23 protein-coding genes are annotated in these 21,164 nt (G+C 40.9%); 17 read left to right on the forward strand and 6 right to left on the reverse strand.

Going from position 1 to position 21,164, the window contains the following annotated elements; all coding sequences use genetic code 11:
* Positions 1–471: 471 nt before the first annotated feature.
* Positions 472–1,155: a queuosine precursor transporter gene (locus FCL54_RS10175; protein ID WP_138125980.1), complete on the reverse strand. Its 684-nt coding sequence runs from the start codon at positions 1,153–1,155 to the stop codon at positions 472–474.
* Between the two features lie 30 nt (positions 1,156–1,185).
* Complete coding sequence (locus FCL54_RS10180; protein ID WP_138125982.1) at positions 1,186–1,584, reverse strand: reverse transcriptase-like protein; 399 nt, start codon at positions 1,582–1,584, stop codon at positions 1,186–1,188.
* Positions 1,585–1,759: 175 nt separating this feature from the next.
* On the opposite strand from FCL54_RS10180, the gene FCL54_RS10185 reads away from it, so the two are divergent.
* On the forward strand, positions 1,760–1,936 hold the full coding sequence (locus tag FCL54_RS10185) for a zinc-finger domain-containing protein (RefSeq protein WP_138125984.1): 177 nt from the start codon (positions 1,760–1,762) through the stop codon (positions 1,934–1,936).
* 20 nt (positions 1,937–1,956) lie between these two features.
* On the forward strand, positions 1,957–2,640 hold the full coding sequence (locus FCL54_RS10190) for a reverse transcriptase-like protein (protein WP_138125985.1): 684 nt from the start codon (positions 1,957–1,959) through the stop codon (positions 2,638–2,640).
* 25 nt (positions 2,641–2,665) lie between these two features.
* Here the strand turns inward: FCL54_RS10190 and FCL54_RS10195 are convergent, their stop codons facing one another.
* The gene (locus FCL54_RS10195; RefSeq protein ID WP_138125987.1) at positions 2,666–2,857 is read right to left on the reverse strand and encodes a hypothetical protein; all 192 of its coding nucleotides are present in this window, start codon (positions 2,855–2,857) and stop codon (positions 2,666–2,668) included.
* Between the two features lie 142 nt (positions 2,858–2,999).
* Positions 3,000–3,200, reverse strand: a complete 201-nt coding sequence (gene cspD, locus FCL54_RS10200) for a cold-shock protein CspD (RefSeq protein WP_138125989.1) — start codon at positions 3,198–3,200, stop codon at positions 3,000–3,002.
* Positions 3,201–3,529: 329 nt separating this feature from the next.
* Here cspD and FCL54_RS10205 point away from each other — a divergent pair, with 329 nt between their 5' ends.
* The gene (locus FCL54_RS10205) at positions 3,530–5,203 is read left to right on the forward strand and encodes a formate--tetrahydrofolate ligase (protein ID WP_138125991.1); all 1,674 of its coding nucleotides are present in this window, start codon (positions 3,530–3,532) and stop codon (positions 5,201–5,203) included.
* A 102-nt stretch (positions 5,204–5,305) separates the two neighbouring features.
* The gene (locus FCL54_RS10210) at positions 5,306–5,833 is read left to right on the forward strand and encodes an acyl-CoA thioesterase (RefSeq protein WP_138125992.1); all 528 of its coding nucleotides are present in this window, start codon (positions 5,306–5,308) and stop codon (positions 5,831–5,833) included.
* Positions 5,834–5,906: 73 nt separating this feature from the next.
* Here the strand turns inward: FCL54_RS10210 and FCL54_RS10215 are convergent, their stop codons facing one another.
* Positions 5,907–6,176: a DUF2524 family protein gene (locus FCL54_RS10215; RefSeq protein WP_138125994.1), complete on the reverse strand. Its 270-nt coding sequence runs from the start codon at positions 6,174–6,176 to the stop codon at positions 5,907–5,909.
* 186 nt (positions 6,177–6,362) lie between these two features.
* Here FCL54_RS10215 and FCL54_RS10220 point away from each other — a divergent pair, with 186 nt between their 5' ends.
* The 7 genes from FCL54_RS10220 (at position 6,363) to glgA (ending at position 14,732) form a co-directional block, all read left to right on the forward strand.
* Entirely contained in the window at positions 6,363–7,238 is an 876-nt protein-coding gene (locus FCL54_RS10220) for a CvfB family protein (RefSeq protein WP_246055201.1), read from the forward strand.
* A gap of 101 nt (positions 7,239–7,339) precedes the next feature.
* Positions 7,340–7,603 (forward strand): YhdB family protein, encoded by a 264-nt coding sequence (locus FCL54_RS10225; RefSeq protein WP_138125998.1) that lies wholly within the window; start codon positions 7,340–7,342, stop codon positions 7,601–7,603.
* A 76-nt stretch (positions 7,604–7,679) separates the two neighbouring features.
* Positions 7,680–8,690, forward strand: a complete 1,011-nt coding sequence (locus FCL54_RS10230) for a glycoside hydrolase family 15 protein (protein WP_138126000.1) — start codon at positions 7,680–7,682, stop codon at positions 8,688–8,690.
* 237 nt (positions 8,691–8,927) lie between these two features.
* Positions 8,928–10,841, forward strand: a complete 1,914-nt coding sequence (gene glgB, locus FCL54_RS10235; protein WP_138126002.1) for a 1,4-alpha-glucan branching protein GlgB — start codon at positions 8,928–8,930, stop codon at positions 10,839–10,841.
* A complete protein-coding gene (locus tag FCL54_RS10240; RefSeq protein WP_138126004.1) occupies positions 10,834–11,979 on the forward strand; it encodes a glucose-1-phosphate adenylyltransferase in 1,146 nt (381 codons plus the stop codon). The genes glgB and FCL54_RS10240 overlap by 8 nt, the downstream gene beginning before the upstream one ends.
* 166 nt (positions 11,980–12,145) lie before the next feature.
* Positions 12,146–13,252 carry a glucose-1-phosphate adenylyltransferase subunit GlgD gene (gene glgD, locus FCL54_RS10245; RefSeq protein WP_138126006.1) on the forward strand — a complete coding sequence of 369 codons (1,107 nt, stop codon included), beginning with the start codon at positions 12,146–12,148 and terminating at the stop codon, positions 13,250–13,252.
* A gap of 13 nt (positions 13,253–13,265) precedes the next feature.
* Complete coding sequence (gene glgA, locus FCL54_RS10250; protein ID WP_138126008.1) at positions 13,266–14,732, forward strand: glycogen synthase GlgA; 1,467 nt, start codon at positions 13,266–13,268, stop codon at positions 14,730–14,732.
* A gap of 49 nt (positions 14,733–14,781) precedes the next feature.
* Here the strand turns inward: glgA and FCL54_RS10255 are convergent, their stop codons facing one another.
* Positions 14,782–15,063, reverse strand: a complete 282-nt coding sequence (locus FCL54_RS10255; protein ID WP_138126010.1) for a hypothetical protein — start codon at positions 15,061–15,063, stop codon at positions 14,782–14,784.
* A 126-nt stretch (positions 15,064–15,189) separates the two neighbouring features.
* Between FCL54_RS10255 and FCL54_RS10260 the strand changes: the two genes are divergently transcribed.
* The 6 genes from FCL54_RS10260 (at position 15,190) to FCL54_RS10285 (ending at position 21,079) form a co-directional block, all read left to right on the forward strand.
* Positions 15,190–16,533 (forward strand): Na+/H+ antiporter NhaC family protein, encoded by a 1,344-nt coding sequence (locus FCL54_RS10260; protein ID WP_138126012.1) that lies wholly within the window; start codon positions 15,190–15,192, stop codon positions 16,531–16,533.
* 92 nt (positions 16,534–16,625) lie between these two features.
* Complete coding sequence (locus tag FCL54_RS10265; protein ID WP_171016773.1) at positions 16,626–17,681, forward strand: EAL domain-containing protein; 1,056 nt, start codon at positions 16,626–16,628, stop codon at positions 17,679–17,681.
* A gap of 83 nt (positions 17,682–17,764) precedes the next feature.
* Positions 17,765–18,931, forward strand: a complete 1,167-nt coding sequence (locus FCL54_RS10270) for an acyl-CoA dehydrogenase family protein (protein ID WP_138126016.1) — start codon at positions 17,765–17,767, stop codon at positions 18,929–18,931.
* A 17-nt stretch (positions 18,932–18,948) separates the two neighbouring features.
* Positions 18,949–19,176: a group-specific protein gene (locus tag FCL54_RS10275; protein ID WP_138126018.1), complete on the forward strand. Its 228-nt coding sequence runs from the start codon at positions 18,949–18,951 to the stop codon at positions 19,174–19,176.
* 144 nt (positions 19,177–19,320) lie between these two features.
* A complete protein-coding gene (gene ytvI / locus FCL54_RS10280) occupies positions 19,321–20,439 on the forward strand; it encodes a sporulation integral membrane protein YtvI (RefSeq protein WP_138126020.1) in 1,119 nt (372 codons plus the stop codon).
* Between the two features lie 28 nt (positions 20,440–20,467).
* Complete coding sequence (locus FCL54_RS10285) at positions 20,468–21,079, forward strand: lytic transglycosylase domain-containing protein (protein ID WP_425467121.1); 612 nt, start codon at positions 20,468–20,470, stop codon at positions 21,077–21,079.
* The last annotated feature ends 85 nt before the right edge of the window (positions 21,080–21,164 follow it).

Below are 21,164 nucleotides of genomic sequence, written 5' to 3' on the forward strand. Positions count from 1 at the left end.
ACACGTATATAATGTTACTTTTCCAGCGATTCTTCTTCCTTTGTAGCTGGCATAAAACCCCATACCCGGGGATGTGGAAGGCGGAGGCGAACGCCCGGGGACGTATGGATTGGACTGAGCCGTATGAAAAAAGAAAACAAGGGTCGATGTTGCCTTATCGCAAGGGGGTAAAGGAAATCTACTAGTCTCTGTGTGGCGGAACCAGACAGGCGTTCTTTGCGAGTGGAGGAGGTTCAGCGCGAGTCCTGTGAAAGCGTAGTGTATTTTCGTAGCTGGTTTAGGTACCCATTGTTGTTTTAAAGGTTATGAGAAGTCGATATATAATGAACAATAAGGATTTGGAAACAGTCTAAAAGAAAAATCCGAACCGATTCAAATTCTGGTAAAAGAATGTTGAATCATCGTTCGGATTTTCCTTTGGCTAATGGACCTTTTGTCTCAGCCTCATGAATTATGTTATCTTTTTTATCTTCAATTGTTAGAAGACTGATGCATTGCCTTGGCCCAATACATAAACGGTGTATCCATCAATGCGACGATCCACTTTATTAAGTAAGTAGTGAGAAAAATCTCAATCCAGACTTCCCATGGATAGACTCCTAAAAACGCGATCGAAGTAAAAATCATGGTATCTACAAATTGGCTGATCATGGTACTTCCGTTATTACGTAGCCACAGCTGGGAATCACTCGGGAATATCCGCTTTAAAAAGCTGTAAATAAAAACATCGATATACTGGCTTACAATATATGCCAGCAAACTTCCGAGTGCTAGTCTTGGGAGGAACCCGAAGATAAGGGAAAGCGCATCCTGGGAAATATCTTCGTCGTGCGGAGTGAATTGTAAAGCGGCCTGCATTATGATGGTCATTGCAAGCAAGGAAAAAAATCCCATCCACACCGCTTTTTTCGCTTCCTCTTTTCCATATTTTTCATTTATGATGTCTGTTGCTAAAAAGGCTGTTCCATAGATAATGTTGCCAAGGGTAACGATAAAGCCAAATAGCTCTATTGTTTTTATGACTTGTAAGTTTGCGATTATCGTGGCAAAAGCGATCCACATAAATAGGCCTTGTTTTCCAAACAGCCTGTAAGCCAAAATTAACAACAAGAAATTAATTAATGCAAAGGCGATCCATAAGATTTCATTGAACATTCCCTTTCTCCTTTCTAGCAATCAAAGGAACTAAGAAGGCGGATTCCTTTTAATCGCCTTTCTGGCTAGTTCATCTGCAGTTTTGTTCGCTTTTCCTGGTATCCACTTAATAAAAAACAGTGGAAGCTGATCGCTTAATTCAAGCGCTTTTTCGTGCAGCTCTCGATAGGCGTTTTTCTTAACATAGCGCTTTTCAATCCCATCACAAACTAGCTGTGAATCAGTCCGAACAGAAACAATCTCAAAATGGTTATCGAGGCATATTTCAAGTGCTTTTATCAATGTTGCATATTCAGCTTCATGATTCGACATTACACCGAGCGGTACTGAATAGCGTTGTACTTCACCGTTTCCCATCTTGATAAAGATTCCGCCGCCGGAAGGCCCGGGATCCCCTGCGCTGGCGCCATCAATATATACTTCAACCAAAAGTAACCCTCCTTACTGTCGAAATACCATTATGTATTTTACCATAGATGTTTTCTGCATCATATTATTAATAGACACAGAGCTTTTTGAGTATGCTGATTGTATAGGACCGTTTAGCAGGAGTAAATAAGGGAATGAAGAACATGTTATGTATAGCAAGTAGGAGTGATGAGTGATGAACAAAAAAGAAACCATTGCAGAAGTAGGGTTTATTTTAGATACATACTGTGAAGGATGTTTGGTCAAAAAGTTTTTGCGCCAGGATTATGGAAAATGTGCTGCGCAAAAATTTTGCATTAGGGAATGTACAGTTGGCGAACAGTTAAAAAAACTGGGGAAAAATCTTACGTAGAATAAAAGGCGGGAAGAAAAATGGAAGTTTTTATTGAATGGAACTACCATATGCCAAAGGGGCCCTCTGTTACTTTTACATCAGATTATATGCTGATAAAACAAGCCATATTGCTTGCGAAAGATATAGAAAAAACAGGCCGGGTAAAAGAACTATGGTTTATAGACAGGGATGGCTACCGATGGACAAAAAAGAACCTCGAAAAAATGAACAAGAAGAAAGCTGAAGAGCCGGATGAATTTTTTGTTTATTTTGACGGCGGTTTTGAGAAACATACATTGCAAGCGGGTCTTGGGGTCGTGATCTATTATAAAATGGGTGAAACCGAAAAGAGAATTAGAATGAACGAAAAGATAGGACAAATCGACAACAACAATGAAGCAGAATATGCCGCACTCTGGCTGGCTATTCGCGAGCTTGAAACACTAAACGTTAAAAACAAACGAATTTCTTTCGCAGGGGATTCCCAGGTTGTCATAAACCAGTTAAATGGAGAGTGGGCGGTTTATGAAGAAGCATTTAACAGATGGATTGACAGAATCGAGGACAAGCTCTCCTATCATAATATAAAAGCAGAATATCATTTAATCGGCAGGGAAGAAAATAAAGAAGCACACCGACTCGCTGAGCAGGCGTTACATGATGTTACAATTAAAAGCGAACTGGCGTTGAATGAGGAGGAAGCATATCCGGGAGATGAATAAACAGCCGCTGATTGAGAACGGCTGTTTATTCATGGTTAAAAGAAGAAAGGAATTTTTCGTCTATTCCAGACTGAAAGTAAAGAGCCTTATTGAAATCCTGGCGGGCTTTTGTTATTGCCTCAACAGCCAGGACTGCTTCATTTGTTCCATGTAGCGCCATTTCGGCCGCTAAAATAGAATTCTCTATTCGAGAAAGATAATCAAAAGAACGATCCACTAAAATCACCCCAAACCAATGAAAATAGACCCCTAATAGTTTGCCCTTTCTTAAGCTTCTTATCCATTTATTTTGCAAATGAAAGATATAAAAAGGCCTGATGCTTAGCATCAGGCCTTTTAGAGCTGTTATTTATATTACCTTATAGTTTAGTTACGTTTGCAGCTTGAGGTCCACGGTTTCCTTCAACGATTTCAAAAGAAACTTCCTGGCCTTCTTCTAGAGTTTTGAAGCCTTCGCCTTCAATTGCAGAGTAGTGTACAAATACATCTTCTCCGCCTTCAACTTCGATAAATCCAAAACCTTTTTCTGCGTTAAACCATTTTACTTTACCGTTTTGCATGTTTGTTCCTCCTAAAACTTTGCACTTTATGTGCATCTTGATTGATTAAACCTTAAATCCAAAACAATCCGGAAAATAAAAAAAGTCGAGCTTCACAAAATGTGTAGGATCAAAAAACATTTCTACACTTCTTTCAGAAGGCGCGACCAGATTTTTAATCCTGAATATGTAATGAAGTAAAAAGGTTAGTGTTAATATACATGAAACAAAACTAGAAGTCAAGAAACAGGATTCCAAAAAATAAAAAAGTAATTTTACACTTAACTGTTTTTCTATTATTAGGTAATATTAATATGGGAGACGATAAAAATAAGTACAGGGGGCTATTTATGAATAAATCAGATATCGAAATTGCTCAAGAAGCAAAGATGAAACCGATTTCAGAGATTGCTGAACAACTGGATTTACATGTTGATGAATGGGAGCCGCATGGCCACTATAAAGCTAAACTTTCACTTGATGTGTTAAAGCGCCTTGATTCAAAGCCATCTGGAAAAGTTGTACTTGTTACTGCGATCAGTCCAACTCCTGCTGGAGAAGGAAAGTCAACCGTATCAGTTGGACTTGGACAGGCATTAAACAGAATAGGAAAGAAAACGATTATTGCTTTAAGAGAACCGTCACTTGGCCCGAGCATGGGGATTAAAGGAGGAGCGGCCGGAGGCGGATATAGCCAGGTTATTCCGATGGAAGACATAAATCTCCATTTTACTGGCGACCTTCATGCCATTACTTCTGCCCATAATGCGCTATCTGCCTTGCTGGATAATCATATCCACCAGGGAAATGAGCTGCAAATCGACACGCGCCGAGTAGTGTGGAAACGGGTTCTAGACTTGAATGACCGTGCTTTAAGAAACGTTGTTGTCGGTCTTGGGGGACCTGTTCAGGGAGTACCCCGTGAAGACGGGTTCGATATAACGGTAGCATCTGAAATCATGGCGATTCTTTGTTTATCGAAAGACATAAACGATTTGAAACACCGCCTGTCAAAAATGGTGGTTGCATATAATTATAGTAAAGAACCTGTAACGGTAGCTGATCTCGGAGTCCAGGGTGCGCTTGCTTTATTACTAAAAGACGCGATTAAGCCTAACCTTGTGCAAACACTGGAAAATACTCCAGCATTAATACATGGGGGACCTTTTGCGAACATTGCCCATGGCTGTAACAGTGTGATGGCTACCAGGATGGCCAGCAAACTCGGAGATTATGTAGTAACAGAAGCTGGATTTGGGGCCGATCTTGGTGCAGAGAAGTTTTTTGATATTAAAACCCGTGCAGGTGATATCGAACCTGCTGCGACAGTTATCGTTGCGACGGCAAGAGCTTTAAAAATGCACGGAGGTGTAGCGAAAAATCAATTGACAGAGGAAAATGTGGGAGCGCTTGAAAGAGGAATGGCGAACCTTGAAAAGCATGTAGAGACGATTCGTACTTTTGGCGTTCCTTTTGTTGTCGGTATCAACCGGTTTAATTCAGATTCGGAACAAGAAATTCAATTCATTCTCGATTGGTGTGCAGAAAGAAATATTGAAGTGGCGCTTTCGGAAGTCTGGGCTAAAGGAGGCGCTGGCGGTGAGGAACTTGCTAATAAAGTCGTTGAGTTAGTTGAAAATGGTACCAACACATTTGAGCCAATTTATGATGTTTCCCTCCCAATAATTGAAAAAATTGAAACGATCGCGCGAAAAGTTTATGGAGCAAGCGGAATTGAGCTATCTCCAAAAGCAAAACGGCAGATATCAGAGTTTGATAAAGCAGGATGGAACAACCTGCCGATATGTATGGCTAAAACACAATACTCTTTATCGGACGATCCTTCCAAGCTAGGTCGACCTGAAGGGTTTATCATATCGATCCGGGAGTTTCGGCCATCGATCGGAGCCGGGTTTATCGTTGCGCTGACTGGTACTGTTATGACGATGCCTGGCCTTCCTAAAAAACCGGCAGCATTAAACATGGATGTTACAGAAGACGGAAAGGCAATCGGTTTATTTTAATATCTGTTTATTTTAGAGGAGCCAATTTAAAAAATTGACTCTTCTTTTTTTTTATATGACAATAGAACCTAACAAAAACGCTTAGAAAGTTGAAGGGATAGTATGGAAGAAAAGAAAAAGTTACCTGCAAAATTAATGAGAGATTCACGCGCTGTAAAATCAAGTTTTGTGCTTCCATCCGACACAAATACGCACCGTACCTTGTTTGGAGGAAAACTTATGTCCTATATAGATGACATTGCGGCTATATCCGCAACAAAGCATGCAAGAACCTATACCGTAACAGCCTCAACAGATTCTGTTGACTTTCTCCATCCAATAAAAGAAGGGTATACGGTTAACCTTGAGTCTATAGTGACATGGACGCACAAAACATCAATGGAAGTATTTGTTAAAATTTTTGCCGAAAATCTGCTCGAAGGGACAAAAGTAATTTGTGCAACGTCTTTTCTTACATTTGTTGCATTGGATAAAGAGGGGAAACCAACGATTGTACCTGAAGTTATACCAGAAACAAGAGAAGAGCTCTTCCTGCATAACACCGCTCCAACAAGAGCTGAAACAAGACAAAATAGAAGGAAAGAAAGCGAGCGCTTTGCAAAGGAATTTGGAGTGGTAAAACCTTCATAAAATAACTTTTCGATAAAACAGGATGAAAGTAACCGTTCTTGTGATGAAAAAAGAGGCTGATTAAACAGCCTCTTTACATTCTAACTCCCAATACAAATTCATTTTGTGAATCCTGGATCATTTGTTGCGCTTTATGGAGATTGTAACGTTGTTCGTGATTTGCAAATTTAATCATTTTTTCCAGTTCAAGGTTCATTTCTTCAAGAAGTTGTTGGGTGTTAGTATAATCCACTTCGGACAGCTGTGCTTCTTGCCGGTTTGCTTTGGCCAGTTGTTCATTTGCGAACTCTGCCAGCTCATGAGCATGTTTTAAAACTTCTTCCATTTTACGATATGTGGACATGCCGATAATCTCCTTTCTTCACAGAGATGGTATTAGTATAGGTTACATGCGGACATTTATGTTGAATTTGAATTGCTTGAATAAGGAAGTTTGTGGTAACACTTTTATTGGCTGCAGATTGTATAGATATAGAAAAGACTTGTCATGATATAATGTAATGAGTTATAAAGTAAGGGAGTTATGATAGTGGAACAACAATATACTGCTGGCAATGTATATGAACTTAATGTTGAAAGAGAAACGTCTTTTGGATATTTTTTAAAAGCAGGAACAGAAGATATTCTTTTACATAAACGGGAAGCAGAAGGAGAAGTAAATGAAGGAGACGATGTGACTGTTTTCTTGTATCACGACCATCAAGGAAGATTAGCGGCTACCATGTCCATGCCTTTTCTTACGCTTGATACGTTTGCACGCGTCAATGTAGTTGAGGTTAAACCTCGTCTGGGAGTCTTTGTCAATATCGGGATCCAAAAGGATGTTTTGCTTTCTAAGGATGATCTGCCTGCTATAAAAAAACGCTGGCCAGAAGAAGGCGACCAATTATTTTGTGGTTTAAAATTGGACAAGAAATATCGGTTGTTTGCTGATTTAGTATCTGAAGAAGAAATGGCTTCACTTGCTGAACCCGCCGCAAATGATTCGATCAATCAAGAAGTGAAGGGGACGGTATATCGAATTATTGATCAGGGCGCTTTCGTGCTTACTGATGATCAATTGCTCGGATTTATACATAACGATGAAATGAAAACGGCTGTTCGGCTTGGAGAGCGGGTGACAGGCCGCGTTACTTTTGTCCGGGAAGACGGACGAGTTAACCTGTCACTCAAGCCTATTTTGAAAGAAGCCTATAACCAGGATTCCGAAATGCTGCTTCATTACCTGACTGAAAGAGGAGGGGCCATTCCTTTCTCAGACAAATCGGAACCCGATAAGATAAAGAACGAGTTTCATATCAGCAAGGCAGCGTTTAAACGGGCGATGGGCAAGCTCCTAAAAGAAAATAAAGTATACCAGGAAGGCGGCTGGACGTATTTAACTGTAAAGCCTGGACCGAAATAAAATAAGATGCTTTTACTGCTTTATTGTTAAGCTTTTACATGGGTATTTCGGTCTGTTTGTCAAATACTATAATCAACCTCCTTTGAAAGAGGGTTGGTTAAGTGAATATAACGGATTATGATAAAGCACTTTACTATACGCATCATTGCTCATGTATGGAATTAAGCGTACTGATGGCGCAAACAGATGACGATATTTTATCCAAACGGATTGAAAAGTTCATTTCAGCTTTTATAGGTGAGAATAATTACAGGATCGTTGCCTGTGAGAGGGATTCGCTTTTAAAATATATTGATCATGTCTATGAAGCGAATCCAGTTGATCTTGAAGACATTGAGAAGTATAATATTGTCTTTTTAAACTGATCCTCCAATGGGTCAGTTTTTTTGTGTAAACTTATGTAAAAGCGGGTATAACTGGTAGTAAAAAAAGGTGATGAGGATGCTGGATAAGAAACTGTTAAACGTGCTGGAGGAAATGAGGCTTTCCAACGGAACTTATACTGCTAGTACATCAGAAGACTACAGCTATGTATGGATTAGAGATGTCTGTTATACTGTTTTACCTTTCTTAACATCTACATGCTCCCGGTATGAAAAGGCTTATCATGCGCTTTTTGATCTGATGAAAAAATACGAGTGGAAGATCGATATACACACGAAAAAGAAACCGTTGTATACCTTCGAACATATCCATGCCCGCTATTCGACTGAACTGACTGAAATACCGGTTGAATGGGGACATGCCCAGCATGATGCGATTGGCCTCTTTTTGTGGGGGATCGGAGAAGGAATAAGGGTTGGCAAGCGGATGATAAGGAATGAGAAGGACCGCGAAATTGTTCAGAAGCTGGTTTATTATTTGCAATGCGTCCAATATTGGCAGGATAAAGATAACGGCATGTGGGAAGAAAATAGAGAGATGCATGCATCTAGCATCGGCGCCTGTGTTGCTGGATTAAAGTCAATAAAAATGCTGGTGAATGTTCCTGAAAACCTTATTCAAAAAGGGGAAGAGGCACTCAGGTTTATGCTGCCTGCAGAGAGTGCTACAAAAAGTACTGATCTAGCGCTTCTTTCTTTGATTTTTCCATACCAGGTTGTATCCAGAAACATGGCATTCGCCATATTATCTGATGTAACAACCAAACTTGAGCGGGAGTATGGGGTGATCCGTTATGAAAATGATCAGTATTACAACGAAGGCAGCGAAGCAGAATGGTGTTTTGGTTTTCCGTGGTTAGGTCTTTGTTACGGACAGCTTGGGAATAAAGAGAAAATGTTAGAGTACTGGGAAAAGACAAAAAGGATAATCCCGGAAGACGGAAAAATCCCAGAGCTTTATATAGGTGGAACGGATACACCGAATGGTAATACACCCCTCGCATGGGCCGTGTCGATGACTTACTTGTTACACGAAAGAGTTTCCGAATTAAAGCAAAGCGTTTCATAAAAGAATAAACAATCGGAAAATGACCCTGTCTTACAGGGTCATTTTTTTAGTTCTCTTTCGAATCCTAAAATTTTTCATTCTTCTTAATGTGTCAAAATATCGCAGAAATACAAGAATCATGTAGAAAAATCAAGCAATCGTTCGACAATTTCCTCAATGAGAGGAATAACAGAAAGGGTCGTCGAAACCTTATGCAACAAGGAGTGAATTTGTAATACAGGAGTGTGAGAGGCTGTTATGCATGTAACCGTTCCAACAGACCATGATATTTATTTGTTTCATGAAGGAAGCCTGTTTCAAAGCTACCGAATGCTTGGTGCCCATCTGGAATCGGTCGGGAAAGAGACAGGGGTCCGTTTTTCAGTTTGGGCTCCGCAAGCCAAACAAGTTGCAGTAGCTGGTAATTTCAACAATTGGGACGCGTCTGGCCATCTGATGAACAAAATAGATAACTCAGATATCTGGACGTTGTTCATCCCAAATGTAAAAGAAGGAGAGTTATATAAATATGAAATAACTACCCTTCATGGACAAACGATCCTAAAGTCTGATCCCTACGCTTTTTACTCTGAGGTAAGGCCAAAGACAGCTTCGATCGTTTATAATTTGTGGAACTACGAATGGGCGGATCAAAAATGGAGGAATAAGAAGAAGCGAAGCAACGTGTATGCAGAACCGATGCTGATTTACGAAGTACATCTGGGAACCTGGAAAACCAGAGAAGACGGGAAGCTTTATACATACCGCGAACTCGCAGATGAGTTGATCGACTATGTGATAGAGATGGGATATACCCATATAGAACTTATGCCGTTGATGGAACATCCATTCGATCGCTCGTGGGGTTACCAGATAACCGGATACTTTTCCGTGACCAGCAGATTCGGCACACCCGGGGATCTTATGCATTTTATTGACCGATGCCACCAGAAAGGGATAGGTGTCATCATGGACTGGGTTCCTGCCCATTTCTGCAAGGATGCCCATGGCCTTGGTAAATTTGACGGTACTCCTGTATTTGAACCTACCGACCCTTTTAAAGCAGAAAGGATAAACTGGGGAACTTATAATTTTGATTACAGCAAGCCGGAAGTAGTGAGCTTTTTAATCTCTAACGCCATGTTCTGGTTTGATGTCTTTCACATCGACGGCTTAAGGGTCGATGCCGTTTCGCAGATGATTTTCCATCATCATGATAACCATTCGCATACCGGCCATTCCGAATATGAAAATAAGGATGCTGTTTTGTTTATCAAAAAAATGAACAAAGCTATTTTTGAAACGTTTCCAGATGCTTTGATGATCGCTGAAGAATCGACCGATTATCCGCTTGTTAGTGCTCCTGTTCATGACGGCGGGCTCGGTTTCAATTTTAAATGGAATATGGGCTGGATGAATGACATGCTCCGCTATATGGAACTGCCGACAGAAAATCGCAAACATCATCACAACCTTTTAACTTTTTCGTTTTTTTACGCTTTTTCAGAAAACTATATTCTTCCTTTTTCCCATGATGAAGTCGTGCATGGTAAAAAGTCACTATTGAATAAAATGCCGGGAGATTACTGGCAGAAGTTTGCGAACCTCAGATTGCTCTACGGATATTTTATGAGCCATCCCGGTAAGAAGTTGTTATTTATGGGAGGGGAGTTCGGCCAGTTTGATGAATGGAAAGATCTAACAGAACTAGACTGGCTCTTGCTTGATTTTGAAATGCATAAAACCATGCATAAGTACGTTCAAGCATTAAACACTTTTTATAAAGATACCAGAAGTCTCTGGAGACTGGACCATGACCCTGCAGGATTTGAATGGATAGATCCTCATAATCACAACCAGAGTGTGATCACCTTTATGAGAAAAGGGAAGCGAAAAGGCGATTATGAAATCATCGTTTGCAATTTTTCTACTGAGGTTTATTATGATTACCGAATCGGGGTACCTTCTTATGGGAAGTATATCGAACTTTTCAACAGCGACAGAAAAGATTTCGGAGGCTCGGGTCAACTAAATGAAGGAGATCTCCATGCCATGCCGAGGGAGTATCATAACATGCCTTACAGTTTGATGATCAAAATTCCACCGCTTGCAGTATCCGTAATTAGCAAAAAAACAAAAAGCACAGTCGAAAGGAGAGCAAAGTATGCATAAGAAAAAGTGTGTTGCAATGCTTTTAGCAGGAGGACAGGGGACAAGGCTCGGCTTGTTAACGAAAAAGCTCGCAAAACCCGCTGTTCCATTTGGGGGAAAATACAGGATCATAGATTTCACATTAAGCAATTGCAGCAATTCGGGGATCGATACTGTTGGTGTGCTGACACAATACCAGCCATACATCCTGAATTCTTATATCGGCATTGGAAGCTCCTGGGAACTGGATCGTAAAAATGGAGGAGTATCGGTTTTGCCGCCATACCTGGGGCAAGAAGGCGGTGAATGGTATAAAGGAACGGCGAATGCGATTTACCAGAATATGTATTATATCGAACAATATGACCCTGAATATGTTCTTGTCATTTCCGGTGACCACATTTATAAGATGGATTACTCAAATTTGATCCGTTTTCACGAGGATAACGATGCTGAAGCTACAATCGGAGTATTGCAAGTGCCCTGGGAAGAAGCAAGCAGGTTTGGGATTATGAATACGGAACAGGATAATCGGATAATCGAGTTTGATGAGAAGCCAGCCCACCCAAAAACGAACCTGGCATCCATGGGAATTTATATTTTTAATTGGAAAGTTTTAAAAGAGTACCTGATCGACGATGATCGAAACCCGATCTCTTCCAATGATTTTGGAAAGGATATTATTCCTGCTATGCTGCATGATAACCGTAGTTTATATGCTTACTCCTTTGAAGGCTACTGGAAGGATGTCGGAACAATCCAGAGTCTGTGGGAAGCAAATATGGATTTGCTGGAAGATAAGCCGGAGCTTGATTTGTATGACCCATCCTGGAAAATCTATTCTGTTAATCCGAACAAACCTGCTCAGTTTATTGCTCCGCAGGCAACAGTAAAGCGTTCGCTTGTTAACGAGGGCTGTGTGGTGCACGGTGATATATTCCACTCAGTATTATTTTATGGAGTCCATGTCGGCATCGGTTCCCTTATAAAGGATTCCATTATTATGCCGGATGTGAAGATTGGTGCAAATGTAACGATCAACCGTTCTATTATAGCAAGCGGTTCAGTAATAAAAGACGGCGCGGTAATAGGAAGCGAAGACCCGTCAGAGGAAATAACGCTGGTCGGAGAAAACGAAATCGTTACAGCGAAATCATAGAACCCATTTGTTAACATGTGTTTCCATCCGTAAAGTTTTGCTGAGGAATCTTATAAATGGTAGAGGGTCACCGGTCAGGAAATAACGCTTCAAGCATATATGTAAGGCACTTATTAAAGTGTTTGTGTTTTGAAAAATATACAGAGTAATTTTCGGAGGGGATACAATGGCAAAAGTAATCGGTGTAATTAATCTGGGGAATGAACGGGAACAGTTACAGGAGCTAACAAATCATCGCAGCATGGCGTCAGTTCCATTTGCTGGCAGATACCGATTGATTGATTTCACCCTTTCCAATATGATCAATGCTGGAGTACATAACGTTGCGGTTTTCACAAGAAAGAAATACAGGTCATTGCTTGACCATCTTGGTTCAGGGAAAGAATGGGATCTTGATCGCCAGCAGGGGGGCTTATTTATTCTTCCTCCCCCAGACTATGCCATGGATTTAGAAGGCGATATCCAGCATTTTAAACAAAATATGGCCTTTTTTAACCGAAGCCGGGCAGATTATGTCCTTGTATCGAATGGAAACCTGGTGTGGAATATAGATTTCACTCATGTTTTCAATTTTCATGAAGAGATGGAAGCGGATATAACGGTTATTTTCAAAGAGTTTAACGATGAGAAGGTAGACACCGAAAAATTTGATACACTAGAAGAAAACGAACAGGGGTGGATATCCTCTATCAACCGGGATGTTTCCCCTAAACCCGGTGACCGTGTATACCTTGATACGTTCTTTATAAAAAAAGAACTGCTTTTAGACATGATCCAGAAGTGTGATGAACAGGGAGATAATTTAACACTTGTCGATGCTGTTAAAGATAAAATCGACCGCTTTAAAATTGCCGGTTATCATTTTAAAGGGTATTTTCCGTTTATCCAGTCACTTGAGAGTTTTTACCGCCACAGTATGGCTCTGCTGGACCCGAACGTTTCGCAAGAGCTGTTCTTCAACCGAGGATTAATCTATACAAAGGTCAAACATGAACCGCCTGCAAAATACATGGAATTATCAGATGTGCAAAATTCTCTCATTGCAAACGGCTGTGTGATCGAAGGGACAGTGGAAAATAGCATCTTGTTCCGTGGGGTTAAAGTTCATAAAGATGCAGTAGTGAAAAACAGTATTGTGATGCAAAAAAGTGAAATCGGAGAAGGAGCATATCTAGAAAACGTCATCCTTGATAAAGATGTGAAGGTTTCTCCAGGCAAAGAGATCGCCGGAGATAACGTTCCAACAGTTATTGCCAAATCAACGGTATTATAGTCAGGAGGAGATCATGAACATACTGCATGTTGCTTCAGAAGGATATCCATTTATTAAAACAGGCGGGCTTGGCGATGTGATCGGTGCACTTCCAAAAGCACTGCAGGAACAGGGGGTGAATGTACAGGTTATCTTACCCAAATACCAGGATATAGCCGAGCATTTTAAAGAGGAAATGGAGTTGATAGAAGCCATTACTGTCCCTGTAGGTTGGCGAAATCAATATGCTGGCATCGAGAGATTGGTCTGGAACGGAATCGTTTATTATTTTATAGATAACGAATATTATTTTAAGAGAAGTGGAAGCTACGGTTATTTTGATGACGGAGAAAGGTTTTCCTATTTTTGCCGGGCTGTATTAGAGGCTCTTCCGTATTTAGATGAAAGGCCAGACATTCTCCATTGCCATGATTGGCAAACGGGGATGGTAAGTTTATTAAAAAAAGCACACTTCTATAACCATCCTTTTTATAAAGATATGAAAACTGTTTTTACTATTCATAACTTACGCTACCAGGGCGTATATCCGAAGGTAGTCCTTCATGACTTGCTCGATTTAAGCGAACTGTATTTTACAGTCGACGGAGTAGAGTTTTACGGGAAAGTTAATTTTATGAAGGCGGGACTCGTCTATTCAGACCTTGTGACAACGGTAAGTCCTACGTATGCACATGAAATACAGACGCCGTACTTTGGAGAAAGCTTGCATGGTTTGCTTCGAAAAAGAAGCAACGAACTGGTCGGCATTGTTAATGGGATCGATTATGAGTTGTACAATCCTGATACGGATGAAACGCTGGCCGTCAATTTTGATAGCAGAACAAATCTAAAATTCGAGAACAAGTTGAGCCTTCAGCAGGAACTAGGGCTAGGAGAAAGTGCTGAAACACCGATGATTGCCATTATCACAAGGCTGGTCGAACAAAAAGGAATCGATTTGATTCTGCATGTGCTGGATCAAATCATGCGTCTTGATGTTCAGCTCGTAGTTCTTGGCACCGGAGAAGAAAAATATGAACGGGCATTCCGGGAAGCGGAGCAGCGTTATCCAGGAAAGCTTTCTGCTCATATTTATTTTGACGATAACCTTGCCCGAAAAATGTATGCAGCTTCAGACATGTTCTTGATGCCTTCCCAATTTGAACCATGCGGAATCAGCCAGCTGCTTGCCCTTCGCTACGGAAGTTTGCCGATAGTCCGGGAAACAGGAGGATTGAAAGATACCGTTTTGCCTTACAACCAGTATACCGAAGAAGGTCATGGCTTTAGTTTTGCAAACTATAATGCACACGAAATGCTGGAAGCGATCGAACGGGCTACTGCACTGTTCCACCAATACCCAATTACCTGGAATAATCTGGTTAAGCGGGCGATGGAACTGGATTTCAGCTGGAAATCATCATCTGAAAAATATAAACAGTTATACGAGGGTCTGACCCCACATAAAACTGTGGATAACTATCAAACGAGCAGCCTTTAAATAGGTTGAGGCACTCCATCAATAAGGTGGAGTGCCTTTTTATTAATGATTATCTCGTTATGCTATAGAAGGCGTCGATTAATTCGGCTGGATTTGATTTAACACACAGCGTTTTGACGCCTCTTATTGTGTGAAGGTATAAAAATCCGTCCTCAGGGCCAACAGGCCGGTAAGACATGTCAAAAACTTCAGTGATCTTTACTTCTTTTTCGCCAATCTTAAGATAGTCTTTGTATAATACGATTTCTTTTTTTATTTCATCTACCCGTTTGGTAAGTCTGTCAACTACCTGTTTTCTTTCGACAAAGGAATGGATTGAAATAGGACCCATGAACATCACCGCACTTTTATATAGGTTATTATCATTGTAGCTTAAAAAAGCGAAAGAAAAAAATAACAAGTTTCCAATGGAATTTGTTAGGATAGATAAAGAAGTCATTCACAACAGGTGATTATAATGAGAAAGAAAAAGAAAGAGCTTTCTGTCAGAGAATTTGTAACGCTAATGTTGCTAACATTAGCCGGAGTGGTTTCCTCCGTGATGTCCGGCTTTCCGCTGGCTATTGGATTTTTGCCCGGATTGTTTTATTTGATTGCTCTAGCCAGAAAGAGAAATGCAACTGTAAATCAGTTAAGGAGGATGGGAATAGCCGGTATTTTAAAAACAAAAGAAGTGATTTGGATTTTTATTTTAATCGGTATGCTTTTGCCGGCATGGATGTTGAGCGGGACAATTCCGGCGATGGTAGATCTTTCGCTTTCTTTTATAAGTGCTAACCATTTTCTTGTGACGAGTTTTATTATCTCACTTGTCTTTTCAATGATTCTCGGAACTTCTGTAGGTACATTAAGCTCGATCGGCATTCCGTTGATGGCTACTGCAAAAGTGCTCGGGCTTCCGGTCGATGTAGTTGCGGGAGCTATCGTTTCCGGTGCTTTTGTAGGCGATAGAACGTCGCCGCTATCCAGTTCCCATCAGTTGTTGGCCAGTTCCCTTGAAATAAAGCTGAACATGCAATTTAAGGCGATGCTGCCGACCTCTATAGTTGGAATAATCGGAAGCGTTGTATTCTTTAGCTATCTTGATTTCGCTCTTATCTTTAAAGAAGGGAACGATGTTTCTGGAGCTTCCAATTTTTCCGGTTCGTATTTGCCTTTGCTGCCGCCGGTGATTTTATTGGCGATGGTTATTCTTGGCGTTAAAATTCGCTTTGCGTTTATCTGCAGTATTATCGGAGCGTCTGTTCTTGCTTTTTATAAGCATATAGCTGTTGGTACATGGGTTCACGCACTCTGGTTTGGAACCGAAACTGTTCATGGCGGCTTACAAAGCATGTTGATGCTTATGGCTTTTATTGCGCTGGCAGGAATATATAACGGCATCATCGAAGAAATGAAACTTATTCAGCCTTTGTTAGACAAATGGCTTGGATCGACCAGAACACTTGCCAGAAACACAGTGAAAACCATCGGCACAACACTTGGTATCTCAGTGATTACATGCAACCAGACGCTTCCGATCATCCTTACAGCCCGCTCGTTCCTGCGTCACTGGAAAGAAACAGCATCGGATCAAGAGCTTGCGAGAGTAATGTCGGATTCAACGATGGTCTTTCCGGCTATGATACCATGGAGCTTACTCGCAATAATGTGCAGTTCCATCATCGGTGTTCCTGTCTTATCCTATTTGCCATATGCTGTTTTCCTGTGGATTTTGCCAATCGCTACTATTTTATTTTCTGTAGCTTATAAGGTAAGAACAATCAAACAGTTGCCAGATATGACCCTTTCAGAAAAATAGACTCCTAACTAGCATATTGTAAACAATCCAGTAAAATAGACCGACATAAGTAAGAGACCGTATTTCAATTAAACATAAAGTGAGTGAGGAAAATGAATGGTTGCAGCAATTGCCTGGCGGCGGTAGAAATTTATGAACCTGGAATCTTGTCTTTAGTTTCAAAGGTTCCTGAGATCCATTTTGCAATAAAAGAAATTGTAAGCAATACAAGAGAAAATGAATCGGAAAACGAGGGGGTTATCCAGTTCACCTATGAAACGAAGAAGGAATTGTTTTTGCTATTAAAAGAAATTGTTAGCAACATGAATCTCATTTCTCAGCAAACCGTTCTTACTAGTATAGACCCGGCTGAAATTGGCACTACCCGTATCAACAGAATGATACTTGTTAATGAGTTGTTTGAAAGAGTCAGTCACCCGAACTATTTAAAGATTATTAACGATTCCCTGGTCACCAATCATATGCAGCCCATCATAGCGCTGGATGGAGAAACAATTTATGGTTATGAGTTCTTGCTACGACCCGCCAATGAAGCTTATCCCTTCAAACCGTATGAACTGTTTGAAATGGCCCAAAAATCCGGCCTCCAGGCGATGCTGGACAGCAGAGCGAGAATATCCTCCATCAAGGTTAGTTCAGAGTATTTACCGAAAGGTGTAAAACGTTTTATTAACTTTCTGCCTTCTTCGATATATGATCCTGCACATTGCCTCAAGAGTACGTTTGAAGCGGTTAAACAGTATGATGTGGATCCGAATGACATTGTTTTTGAAGTAGTGGAGACCGAAAAGATTTTAGATGTCGGACACCTTCAACGGATTTTTCAAGCTTATCAAGAAAAGGGGATCAAGGTTGCACTTGATGATGTTGGTGCAGGCTATTCTACCAATGAGATTTTAGCCAGACTAAATCCCGACTTTGCGAAGATCGATAGGGGACTGATAAGCTTTTGTGATATCGATCGGGAAAAGCAAGCGAAAATTGAAGACATCTGTTCGATCGCAATCCAACATAATATTACGCTGCTTGCAGAAGGAATAGAAAGGAAAGGAGAAGTGGATTACTTGCGTGAAGCTGGGATTCCTCTTGCACAGGGATATTATTTCGGAAAGCCACGGGAGGAACCGATCAGGGAATTGATCCTCTAGCATAAGAAAGCATTGTATTTAGCGAATGCTCCTTCGTTACGTTAAAATAGAATGACAGATGAAGAGCGAGGAGTGAATATTCATTGAATGATTTGTATCAGAGCTTTATAAAAAATGAACGGCAGCAACAGTTGTTTAGCCTTGCTGAAAACCTGTCGAAAAAGATAAAGGAAAGAGCGAAGGAAGCTGACCGGAACGCCGCTTTTTCTTTTGAAAACCTTCAGGATTTAAAAGAAAGCGGGTATGTAAGCCTGACCCTTCCTAATGAATACGGCGGAGAAGGGATATCTCTGTATGAATTCCTCTTGTTGCAAGAAAAACTCGCTGAAGGAGATGGTTCAACAGCGCTGGCTATCGGCTGGCACCTTGGCATCGTGATGGAATTAAGGGATGAGCGCCTCTGGGATGAGAGTGTATTTAAAAATATAGCTGGAGAAATTTCGAAGAACAAAAAAGTGCTGAACCGGGCGTCTACAGAGCCTGCAACCGGTAGTCCCACTAGAGGAGGGGTTCCGGAAACGTCCGCGGTAAAAGACGGAAGAAGCTATATCTTGAATGGAAGAAAGACGTTCACCACCATGGCACCTGCACTCGATTACTTTATTGTGACTGCGTTTATGGAAGAAACAGATTCTGTAGGTTCTTTTCTAATAAAAAAAGAAGACCCGGGAGTACATATCGATCCGACCTGGAACACCATCGGGATGAGGGGAACAAGCAGTGATGATTTGTTATTGAAAGATGTCCGGGTGCCGAAAGAAAGATTAGTTGAATTGAAGAATGCAGGCGGCAAAAAGAGTGCTAAAGGGTGGCTCTTGCACATACCTGCTTGTTATAGCGGTATTGCGATAGCTGCAAGAAACGAAGCAGTACGGTTCGCTAAAAATTATCAACCGAACAGCCTTGACACACCGATCGCAGAAGTTCCGCATATTCAGCAAAAAATAGGGGAGATGGAGATAGAATTGCTTAAAGCAAGGCATTTGATGTATTCCATAGCGGAACGATGGGACCAACAACCACACCAACAGGAACATATGGGGCCTGAACTAGCCGCAGTCAAGCTCGTCGTAACCAATGCTGCATATCGTGTCGTTGATCTTTCGATGCGAATTGCCGGGGGACGGAGCCTTTCAAAAGAATATCCTTTTGAACGTTATTACCGGGATGTGCGAGCAGGGCTGCATAATCCGCCGATGGATGACATAACGATCCAGATGCTTGCAAAACGTGCGATCGAGAATGAATAAAAGAGGAGTTGGATATGATGGGTAAGTGTAACATTGATCACTCAATAGAGGATGTATTGAATAAACTGAAAGCCCAATCTGAATATTTACCTGAAAATTTCCCGGATGAAATTAGAGAATATGTTGAGCGGGCTCCCTCTCAGGAAGAATTGAATGAAGTGTTTCACCTGTTAAAAAAATATGATCTTGCTACTTATGAAGAGCAGGAAGTAAGAAAAACGAAACTTCGAGCTTTATTGAAATAACTGTGAAACGGAAGGGAGGTATTCTCTTCCTTTTTATATGAATGAAACAAGAACTGCTATAAGCAGGGTAGTATGTTAAAAGGGATGTTTTTTTACGTAGAATTAAAAAGGTGTAACGAATGAAGCTGCAGACGAGGTGGATAAATGTTAAGTTTTTACCGGAGATATGCAAGGACAGCATTTGATATCGCATTAATTGTGTTGACTGTTTTTCTAATTATGTATGTGTTCAGTTTTTTGTTTCGTATCGCCGCTCCAATTTTTGTTGGCTATGTTATCTTCTTGATCATTGAACCGCTTGCAAGGTATTTGAATCGGAAGGGTATGAAGAAGACACTGGCTACTACCGTTTCAACCCTTTTGTTTATACTGGTCATCACGTCGATCGTATTTCTTGCAGGCGTTATTTTCACAGCTCAAATACAGCATTTGATCAATATGGTACCGTTTTATTTTGATAAGTTCCAGGATCAATTGATGGCCCAGGTACATTGGGCACAAAATCAGATCAACGCACTTCCGCCTGATGTAGTAAACAAAGCACAGGAATATACGTCGTTGATTATTTCAAGAGCATCCCACATTGCCAGCGCTTTTCTAAACGGGTTGTTCGAATTCGTAACCAGCATTCCAACACTACTCATAAATTTTATTGTTGGTATTATTCTTGCTTATTTCCTGAGCATCGAGATCGAGATGTGGAAACGCATAGCAGAAGAAAAAACACCGAAAACGTTCAAGAATGCTTATTTCTTTTTAAAGGAAAACGTTTTGACAGGGATCGGGGTATATTTGAAAGCCCAATTAAAATTGATCACGATTACGTTTGTCATCATTTTAATCGGATTGTGGATTTTACAGGTGGAAAATGCTTTTACAATTGCCCTTCTATCTGCGTTTTTTGATCTGCTTCCCCTTCTCGGAGTGTCCGCTGTGTTCATTCCGTGGAGCATTTACCTGTTTATCGTCGGAAAAAGCACTCTTGCGATATGGCTCTTAGTATTGCTTGGGATCGTCGTGTTGATCAGACAGGTCATGGAACCGAAAATAACTGGAGATTCTCTTGGAGTTTCAGCGTTTACAATTCTCGCATTCATGATCATCTCACTCTCATTATTTGGCGTAGCTGGAGTCATACTCTCACCGATCCTCCTCATCCTGATCAAAGCACTGTATGAAAACGGCTACCTAAAAAAATGGATCCATCTTCCCGAGGAAGAGTTTGGGGGGTCTGACCCCAATAAATCTGTGGATAACTTTTAGATAACATCCTGGAAATGAGGCATGTATGGTGAGGAAAGATATTACGATTCTTGGGTTGATTATTCTTTTTGTCTCACTTGTGGTGACTGCAGGGATCGTAGAGAACAAACCTGATGAAATGAAGAGTAACAATCTAAAAGAGAAGGCGATACCGAAGGAATATATTCCGATTTATAAAGAAGCGGCTGAATCTTATGATGTTCCCTGGAAGCTTCTTGCTGCGGTACATCGTGTTGAAACAAAGTTTTCAACGATGGATTCACTTGTTAGTCCTAAAGGGGCAGTGGGACATTTTCAGTTCATGCCGTTAACATGGCTCGGCTGGGGCTATACAGGTTCAAATCTTGGAGAACTGAATAAAGACGACAACATTGACATCACAGATCCAACGCTTATCGAAAAATACGGAGGATATGGTGTGGATGCTTCAGGAGACGGAAAAGCAGACCCTTATAACATGGAGGATGCTGTACACACTGCAGCTAAATATCTATCAGCAAACGGCGCTTCTAAGGGCGAATTGAAAAAAGCGGTGTATGCTTATAACCACAGCGAGGCTTATGTAGCGGAAGTAATGTCGTATTTTAATCAATACGAACAGGCATTTGAACCAATCGATGTGAAGAAGAAGATGCAATAGCACAGGGTTAGGTTCCCTCGATTGGATGGACGTGCTCCTTTATGATAAAATCAGTAGGAATATAGTCCAAAATCGATTCGCATTC

Source organism: Exobacillus caeni (genome assembly GCF_005747095.1).
Lineage (GTDB): Bacteria > Bacillota > Bacilli > Bacillales > Guptibacillaceae > Exobacillus > Exobacillus caeni.

Bases quoted from the DNA above. Each gene is read 5' to 3' on its own strand.
- FCL54_RS10175 (WP_138125980.1), bottom strand. From the start codon at position 1,155: ATGTTCAATGAAATCTTATGGATCGCCTTTGCATTAATTAATTTCTTG.
- FCL54_RS10185 (WP_138125984.1), top strand. From the start codon at position 1,760: ATGAACAAAAAAGAAACCATTGCAGAAGTAGGGTTTATTTTAGATACA.
- FCL54_RS10190 (WP_138125985.1), top strand. From the start codon at position 1,957: ATGGAAGTTTTTATTGAATGGAACTACCATATGCCAAAGGGGCCCTCT.
- cspD (WP_138125989.1), bottom strand. From the start codon at position 3,200: ATGCAAAACGGTAAAGTAAAATGGTTTAACGCAGAAAAAGGTTTTGGA.
- FCL54_RS10205 (WP_138125991.1), top strand. From the start codon at position 3,530: ATGAATAAATCAGATATCGAAATTGCTCAAGAAGCAAAGATGAAACCG.
- FCL54_RS10210 (WP_138125992.1), top strand. From the start codon at position 5,306: ATGGAAGAAAAGAAAAAGTTACCTGCAAAATTAATGAGAGATTCACGC.
- FCL54_RS10215 (WP_138125994.1), bottom strand. From the start codon at position 6,176: ATGTCCACATATCGTAAAATGGAAGAAGTTTTAAAACATGCTCATGAG.
- FCL54_RS10230 (WP_138126000.1), top strand. From the start codon at position 7,680: ATGCTGGATAAGAAACTGTTAAACGTGCTGGAGGAAATGAGGCTTTCC.
- glgB (WP_138126002.1), top strand. From the start codon at position 8,928: ATGCATGTAACCGTTCCAACAGACCATGATATTTATTTGTTTCATGAA.
- FCL54_RS10240 (WP_138126004.1), top strand. From the start codon at position 10,834: ATGCATAAGAAAAAGTGTGTTGCAATGCTTTTAGCAGGAGGACAGGGG.
- glgD (WP_138126006.1), top strand. From the start codon at position 12,146: ATGGCAAAAGTAATCGGTGTAATTAATCTGGGGAATGAACGGGAACAG.
- glgA (WP_138126008.1), top strand. From the start codon at position 13,266: ATGAACATACTGCATGTTGCTTCAGAAGGATATCCATTTATTAAAACA.
- FCL54_RS10255 (WP_138126010.1), bottom strand. From the start codon at position 15,063: ATGGGTCCTATTTCAATCCATTCCTTTGTCGAAAGAAAACAGGTAGTT.
- FCL54_RS10260 (WP_138126012.1), top strand. From the start codon at position 15,190: ATGAGAAAGAAAAAGAAAGAGCTTTCTGTCAGAGAATTTGTAACGCTA.
- FCL54_RS10265 (WP_171016773.1), top strand. From the start codon at position 16,626: ATGAATGGTTGCAGCAATTGCCTGGCGGCGGTAGAAATTTATGAACCT.
- FCL54_RS10275 (WP_138126018.1), top strand. From the start codon at position 18,949: ATGGGTAAGTGTAACATTGATCACTCAATAGAGGATGTATTGAATAAA.
- ytvI (WP_138126020.1), top strand. From the start codon at position 19,321: ATGTTAAGTTTTTACCGGAGATATGCAAGGACAGCATTTGATATCGCA.